The organism is Arthrobacter sp. CAL618, from assembly GCF_000468215.1.
Lineage (GTDB): Bacteria > Actinomycetota > Actinomycetes > Actinomycetales > Micrococcaceae > Arthrobacter_D.
The window spans coordinates 19,954-27,823 of sequence record NZ_ASZW01000051.1 but is presented as its reverse complement, the minus strand read 5'-3'; the positions used below and the strand labels follow the sequence as shown (position 1 = coordinate 27,823).

Annotated in this window: 2 protein-coding genes; both read right to left on the bottom strand. The window is 60.8% G+C overall.

The features are described from left to right. Positions 1 to 52 precede the first annotated feature (52 nt). Complete coding sequence (locus K728_RS0102975) at positions 53 to 3,943, bottom strand: DNA-directed RNA polymerase subunit beta' (RefSeq protein ID WP_024475793.1); 3,891 nt, start codon at positions 3,941 to 3,943, stop codon at positions 53 to 55. Between the two features lie 174 nt (positions 3,944 to 4,117). Beyond that, a complete protein-coding gene (rpoB, locus tag K728_RS0102970) occupies positions 4,118 to 7,627 on the bottom strand; it encodes a DNA-directed RNA polymerase subunit beta (RefSeq protein ID WP_024475792.1) in 3,510 nt (1,169 codons plus the stop codon). Positions 7,628 to 7,870 lie beyond the last annotated feature (243 nt).

Genomic DNA, 7,870 nt, shown 5'->3' with positions numbered 1-7,870 from the left:
CCCGGAGGTGTGAGGGGCCCGCTGCATCTATATTTCTAGATGACAGTCTCGCCTAGCGGAACTCGGAACCCATGTCGTAGTCATCCAGTGGGATGGCGTGGAACTCGGGTGTCATCGAACCTTCGACGCCTGCATAGTCGAAATCGCTGAATGCGCTAGGACCGGTGAACAGGTTGGCCTTCGCTTCCTCAGTCGGCTCCACAGTGATCTTCGTGTAGCGGTCCAGGCCGGTTCCGGCCGGGATCAGCTTGCCAATGATCACGTTTTCCTTCAGGCCCAGCAGAGGATCGCTCTTGCCTTCCATGGCGGCCTGCGTGAGAACACGCGTGGTCTCCTGGAACGATGCGGCCGACAGCCACGACTCGGTGGCGAGCGACGCCTTGGTGATACCCATGAGCTCGGGACGGCCTGACGCCGGCTTCTTGCCCTCGGATACCACGCGACGGTTCTCGTCCTCGAAGCGACGGCGTTCTGCCAACTCTCCGGGGAGGAGGTTCGATTCGCCGGACTCGATGACCGTGACGCGGCGAAGCATCTGGCGGACGATCACCTCGACGTGCTTGTCGTGGATCCCTACGCCCTGGCTGCGATACACGGTCTGTACCTCATCGACCAGGAATTCCTGGGCCTTACGGGGGCCGAGGATCCGGAGGATCTGCTTCGGATCGACAGCACCAAAGACCAGCTGCTGTCCCACCTCAACGTGCTCGCCATCAGTGACCAGCAGGCGCGCGCGCCGCAGGACTGGGTAGGCGATCTCTTCGGAACCATCGTCTGGGGTGACAACCAGCCGAAGCTGCTTCTCGCCGTCCTCGATGTTGACGCGACCCGCAACCTCGGAGATCGGAGCGACACCCTTGGGGGTACGCGCTTCGAAGAGCTCCTGGATACGAGGCAGACCCTGGGTGATGTCTTCCGCCGACGCGATACCGCCGGTGTGGAAGGTACGCATGGTCAGCTGGGTGCCTGGCTCACCGATCGACTGTGCAGCGATGATACCAACGGCCTCACCGATGTCGACGGTCTTGCCGGTAGCCAGCGAGCGGCCGTAGCAGAGGGCACAGGTGCCGACGCTCGACTCACAGGTGAGCACGGAGCGCACCTTGATGTCGGTGACACCTGCAGCGAACAGCTCGCCAATCAGGACGTCGCCGACGTCGGACCCTGCTGGAGCGAGTACCTTGCCCTTGGAGTCAACGACTTCGCTGGCCAGGGTACGGGCGTAGGCGGAGTTCTCGACCTCTTCGTGCAGGACCAGCTCGCCGTCACTGTTCGGCACCGCAATGGTGACGTTCAGTCCACGCTCGGTGCCACAGTCGTCTTCGCGAACGATGACGTCCTGCGACACGTCCACCAGACGACGGGTCAGGTAACCCGAGTTGGCGGTACGCAGTGCGGTGTCGGCCAGACCCTTACGGGCACCGTGGGTTGCGATGAAGTACTCGAGCACCGAAAGACCCTCACGGTACGAGGACTTGATCGGACGAGGAATGATCTCGCCCTTGGGGTTCGCTACCAGACCACGGATACCCGCAATCTGACGAACCTGCAGCCAGTTACCTCGTGCACCGGAGGACACCATGCGGTTGATGGTGTTGTCCTTCGGCATGGCGCCGCGCATGGACTCGGCGACCTCGTTGGTCGCCTTGTTCCAGATATCGATCAGTTCCTGACGACGTTCCTCATCAGCGATGAGGCCCTTGTCGAACTGGGACTGTACCTTGGCGGCCTGCTTTTCGTAGACCTCCATGATGCCGGCCTTGTTGATCGGCGCGGAGATATCCGAGATGGCAACGGTGACACCAGAGCGGGTTGCCCAGTAGAAACCGGCGTCCTTCAGGTTGTCCAGCGTTGCCGCAGTGACCACCTTCGGGTACCGCTCGGCGAGATCGTTGACGATGGTGGACAGCTGTCCCTTATCGGCAACCTTCTCTACCCATGGGTAGTCGGCAGGCAGGGTCTCGTTGAACAAAACCTGCCCGAGGGAGGTTTCGATCAGCGCAGGAGTTCCTTCAACCCAGCCTTCAGGCGCAGCGACATCAGCGCTGGGCACGAAGTGTGGAATACGGATCCGGACTACCGAGTTCAGGTGCAGGACACCCATGTCGAAGGCCATGATGGCTTCGGCCGGGGTGCTGAACACGCGGCCCTCCCCCGCTGAGCCCTCACGCTTGGTGGTGAGGTGGTGCAGGCCGATGATCATATCCTGCGAAGGCAGGGTCACCGGACGCCCGTCCGAAGGCTTCAGGATGTTGTTCGAGGAGAGCATCAGGATGCGCGCCTCGGCCTGGGCCTCTGGGCTCAGCGGCAGGTGGACTGCCATCTGGTCACCGTCGAAGTCAGCGTTGAACGCGCCACAAACGAGTGGGTGCAGCTGAAGGGCCTTACCTTCAACCAGCTGTGGTTCGAACGCCTGGATACCCAACCGGTGAAGGGTAGGTGCGCGGTTCAGCAGCACTGGGTGCTCGGTGATGATCTCTTCGAGCACGTCCCAGACCTGCGGGCGGTAACGCTCGACCATCCGCTTGGCGCTCTTGATGTTCTGTGCGTGGTTGAGGTCAACCAGACGCTTCATCACGAACGGCTTGAAGAGTTCCAGGGCCATCTGCTTGGGCAGACCACACTGGTGCAGCTTCAGCTGGGGACCAACGACGATTACCGAACGGCCGGAGTAGTCAACGCGCTTACCCAGAAGGTTCTGGCGGAAACGACCCTGCTTGCCCTTGAGCATGTCAGAGAGCGACTTCAGCGGGCGGTTGCCCGGCCCAGTGACCGGACGTCCACGACGACCGTTGTCGAACAGCGAGTCAACAGCTTCCTGGAGCATGCGCTTTTCGTTGTTGACGATGATCTCGGGCGCACCGAGATCGAGCAGGCGCTTCAGGCGGTTGTTGCGGTTGATCACGCGGCGGTACAGGTCGTTGAGGTCGGAGGTCGCGAAGCGGCCACCGTCCAGCTGGACCATGGGGCGCAGTTCCGGCGGGATCACTGGAACAGCGTCAAGCACCATGCCGAGCGGGCTGTTGGTGGTGGTGAGGAACGCGTTGACAACCTTCAGGCGCTTCAGGGCACGCGTCTTGCGCTGGCCCTTGCCGTTCTGGATGATGTCGCGGAGCATCTCGGCCTCGGCCGGCATATCGAAGTTCTCAAGACGCTTCTTGATCGCTTCGGCGCCCATCGAGCCCTCGAAGTACAGTCCGTAACGGTCACGCAGCTCGCGGTACAGGCCCTCGTCGCCTTCAAGGTCAGCGACCTTGAGGCTCTTGAACCGGTCCCATACCTGCTCGAAGCGCTCGATCTCGATGTCGGCTCGCTTACGCACGTTCGCCATCTGACGGTCGGCGGAGTCGCGTGCCTTCTTCTTCTCGGCAGCCTTCGCGCCTTCGCCTTCCAGCCGTGCAACCTCGTCCTCAAGGTCCTTGGCGATGGTGGCGATGTCGGAGTCGCGCTGGTCGATCATCTGCTTCTTCTCAAGGTCGTGCTCGGCCTGGAGGTTGGGCAGTTCCGCGTGACGGTTCTCTTCGTCGACGGAGGTGATCATGTAGGCGGCGAAGTAGATGACCTTTTCGAGGTCCTTCGGTGCCAGGTCCAGCAGGTAGCCCAAGCGCGAGGGAACGCCCTTGAAGTACCAGATGTGGGTGACGGGAGCTGCAAGCTCGATGTGGCCCATGCGCTCACGGCGAACCTTGGCGCGGGTTACTTCAACGCCACAACGCTCGCAGATAATGCCCTTGAAGCGGACACGCTTGTACTTGCCGCAGTAGCATTCCCAGTCGCGGGAAGGTCCGAAGATCTTCTCGCAGAAAAGGCCGTCCTTCTCAGGCTTGAGGGTACGGTAATTGATGGTTTCCGGCTTCTTGACCTCGCCAAAAGACCAACCACGGATTTCGTCCGCAGTGGCTAGGCCGATTCGCATGAGGCCGAAGGAGGATTCGCTGGACATATGGTCCCTGTTCTCTCTTTGTTCTCTAAATTCTTGAAGTCTGATGGGGTGCGGTGGGAAGTTAGGCCCGCACCGAGCCGGTGTTCGAGGAAGCGGCCTTTAATATTTCAAGGCCGTCCGCGGCCGAAGAAATTTCGTTGGCCGCGATCGAACACCGGATCGGAGTGGTGAAACCTAGACTTCCTCGACAGAACTTGGCTCGGCCCGTGACAGGTCGATGCCCAGTTCCTCCGCGGCCCGGAAGACTTCTTCATCCGAGTCACGCATCTCTATCGTGGTTCCGTCGGTGGAAAGTACTTCCACGTTCAGGCACAACGACTGCATTTCCTTGATCAGCACCTTGAAGGATTCGGGGACACCCGGCTCTGGGATGTTCTCACCCTTCACGATCGCTTCGTAGACCTTCACGCGGCCGTGGATATCATCCGACTTGATGGTCAGAAGTTCCTGCAGCGTGTAGGCGGCGCCGTAGGCCTCGAGGGCCCAGACTTCCATTTCACCGAAGCGCTGTCCGCCGAACTGTGCCTTACCACCCAGCGGCTGCTGCGTGATCATGGAGTACGGTCCGGTGGAGCGTGCGTGGATCTTGTCGTCCACCAGGTGGTGCAGCTTCAGGATGTACATGTAGCCGACCGAAATGGGGTCCGGGAACGGCTCGCCGGAGCGGCCGTCAAAGAGCAACGCCTTGCCGGATCCGCCGATGAGGCGGTTTCCGTCGCGGGTTTCCCGGGTGGAGTTCATCAGACCAACGATTTCGTCCTCTGTTGCACCGTCGAAGACGGGGGTTGCAACAGTGGTCGAACCGCTTTCGCGGGGCAGGTTCGGGAGGTTCTTCAACCATTCCGGCTCGCCATCGATCTTCCAGCCCTGCTTGGCCACCCAACCGAGGTGGATTTCCAGGACCTGGCCGACGTTCATTCGACCTGGGACACCCAGCGGGTTCAGCACGATATCGACGGGGGTACCGTCTTCCATGAACGGCATGTCCTCGATCGGCAGGATCTTGGAGATGACGCCCTTGTTACCGTGACGGCCAGCCAGCTTGTCGCCGTCGGTGATCTTACGCTTCTGAGCCACGTAGACGCGGACCAGCTGGTTCACGCCGGGAGGCAGCTCGTCGTCGTTGTCGCGATCAAAGATGCGCACACCGATGACCGTTCCCGACTCGCCGTGGGGAACCTTCAGTGACGTGTCGCGAACCTCGCGGCTCTTCTCACCGAAGATGGCCCGTAGCAGACGCTCCTCAGGGGTCAGTTCCGTTTCACCCTTGGGAGTGACACGGCCAACCAGGATGTCGCCAGCTTCAACCTCGGCACCGATGTGAATGATGCCACGCTCGTCCAGGGCCCCCAGGACCTCTTCGGAGACGTTCGGGATGTCGCGGGTGATTTCCTCGGCACCAAGTTTGGTGTCGCGGGCGTCAACCTCGTGTTCCTCGATGTGAATCGAGGTCAGCACGTCGTCGGAGACGATGCGCTGGGAGAGGATGATCGCATCCTCGAAGTTGTGACCTTCCCAGGACATGAACGCAACGAGCATGTTCTTGCCCAGGGCGAGCTCACCCTGGTCGGTGGATGGACCGTCGGCGATCATCGTGTTGTACTCGACCCGGTCACCCTCGGACACCAGCACGCGCTGGTTGTACGCGTTGCCCTGGTTGGAGCGGGCGAACTTCATGATCGGGTAGTTGGTCTCGGTGCCGTCGTCGTTGAGGATGCTCACCAGGTCGGCTGAAACCTCCTTGACAACGCCAGCCTTCGTGGCGGTGACAGCGTCACCGGCGTCGACTGCTGCGTTCTTCTCCATGCCGGTGCCCACGAGGGGACGCTCGGAACGGAGCAGGGGAACAGCCTGACGCTGCATGTTCGCACCCATGAGGGCACGGTTCGCGTCATCGTGTTCCAGGAACGGGATCATGGCCGTAGCCACCGACACCATCTGGCGTGGGGAGACGTCCATGTACTCGACCTCGATGGCCTCGACCAGGACGGGCTCGCCCGAACCGCCTCGGGTACGCACCAGAACCGTAGGCTCGATGAAGTTACCCTTGCCGTCGAGGGGCGCGTTCGCCTGAGCAATCAGGCGCTCCACCTCGTCGTCGGCGGTGAGGTAGTCGATCTGCTCGGTGACGATTCCGCCGACTACCTTGCGGTAAGGAGTTTCGATGAAGCCGAACGTGTTGATCCGTCCGTAGGATGCCAGCGAACCGATCAGACCAATGTTCGGTCCTTCAGGGGTTTCGATGGGGCACATACGTCCGTAGTGGGACGGGTGAACGTCTCGAACTTCCATGCCTGCGCGGTCACGGGACAAACCGCCCGGGCCCAGGGCTGACAGGCGACGCTTGTGCGTTAGACCGGCCAGCGGGTTGTTCTGGTCCATGAACTGCGACAGCTGGGAGGTTCCGAAGAACTCCTTGATCGCAGCAACGACCGGACGGATGTTGATCAGGGTCTGGGGCGTGATCGCCTCGACGTCCTGCGTGGTCATCCGCTCGCGGACAACGCGCTCCATCCGGGACAGGCCGGTGCGGACCTGGTTCTCGATGAGCTCGCCGACCGCACGGATGCGACGGTTACCGAAGTGGTCAATGTCGTCGACCTCGACGCGCAGTTCGACGTCGCCGCCGTCACGCTTGCCGGTGAGGGTCTTCTCGTTGGCGTGCAGGGCCACCAGGAACTTGATCATCGCGACGATGTCGTCGATGTTCAGAACCGAAGCGTCCTTGTCATCAAGGTTCTTGTCGATACCCAGCTTGCGGTTGATCTTGTAACGACCGACCTTGGCCAGGTCGTAGCGCTTGGGGTTGAAGTACAGGTTGTCGAGCAGCGTCTTGGCGGCCTCGACCGTGGGTGGCTCTCCCGGGCGAAGCTTCCGGTAGATGTCCAGCAACGCGTCTTCCTGCGTTTCGGTGGTGTCCTTCTCCATGGTGGCGCGGATGGAGTCATACTCACCGAAGGTTTCGAGGATCTGGCCCTCGGTCCAGCCCAGTGCCTTCAGGAGGACTGTGACTGACTGCTTGCGCTTGCGGTCAAGGCGGACGCCGACCTGATCACGCTTGTCGATTTCGAGTTCAAACCAGGCACCACGTGACGGGATGATCTTCGCACTGAAGATGTCCTTGTCACTGGTCTTGTCGGCGGTGCGCTCAAAGTAGGCACCCGGTGAACGGACCAGCTGTGACACGACGACACGCTCGGTGCCGTTAATCACAAACGTGCCCTTCTCCGTCATCAACGGGAAGTCGCCCATGAACACTGTCTGCTGCTTGATCTCGCCAGTGTTGTTGTTCATAAACTCGGCCTTGACATACAGCGGGGCCGCGTACGTAGCGTCGCGGTCCTTGCACTCAGCCATGGTGTATTTCGGATCGGCGAACTCCGGCTCCGAGAAGCTCAGGGACATGGTGCCCTGGAAATCCTCGATCGGGGAGATCTCTTCAAAGATGTCAGCGAGACCAGATGTGGAGGCCACACCCTGCAGCTTCAGCTCCAGGGCTTCCTGCACGCGCGCCTTCCAGCGATCGTTTCCAACCAGCCAGTCGAAACTGTCAGTTTGGAGCGCGAGGAGGTTAGGAACGTCCAGCGGTTCGTGAATCTTTGCGAATGAAAGCCGGGTGGAGACGCCTTCGGCGTCGACCTGGCTGGTAGCGGTTGCATTATTAGAGGTGCTCGAGGCGACCAAGAGGGATCCTTCCACAGACCTTCGGCTTGTTCAGCTATATCCGCCCTCTTTGCACTGCCATCGCGTATCAACGCGAGGATTGTGTGTGCGAACCAGGAGCCTGCGGTCAGTGACCGGACAGTAAATCTGCCGTTAAATGACTAACGCAAGACAAAGCCCACCGCTATATGAAGGCCGAGGTTAAGAGGAAAGACGCAAATATCTACTGTACTGCAGAGCTCCCGTCCTGTCCAGCCCGGGTGT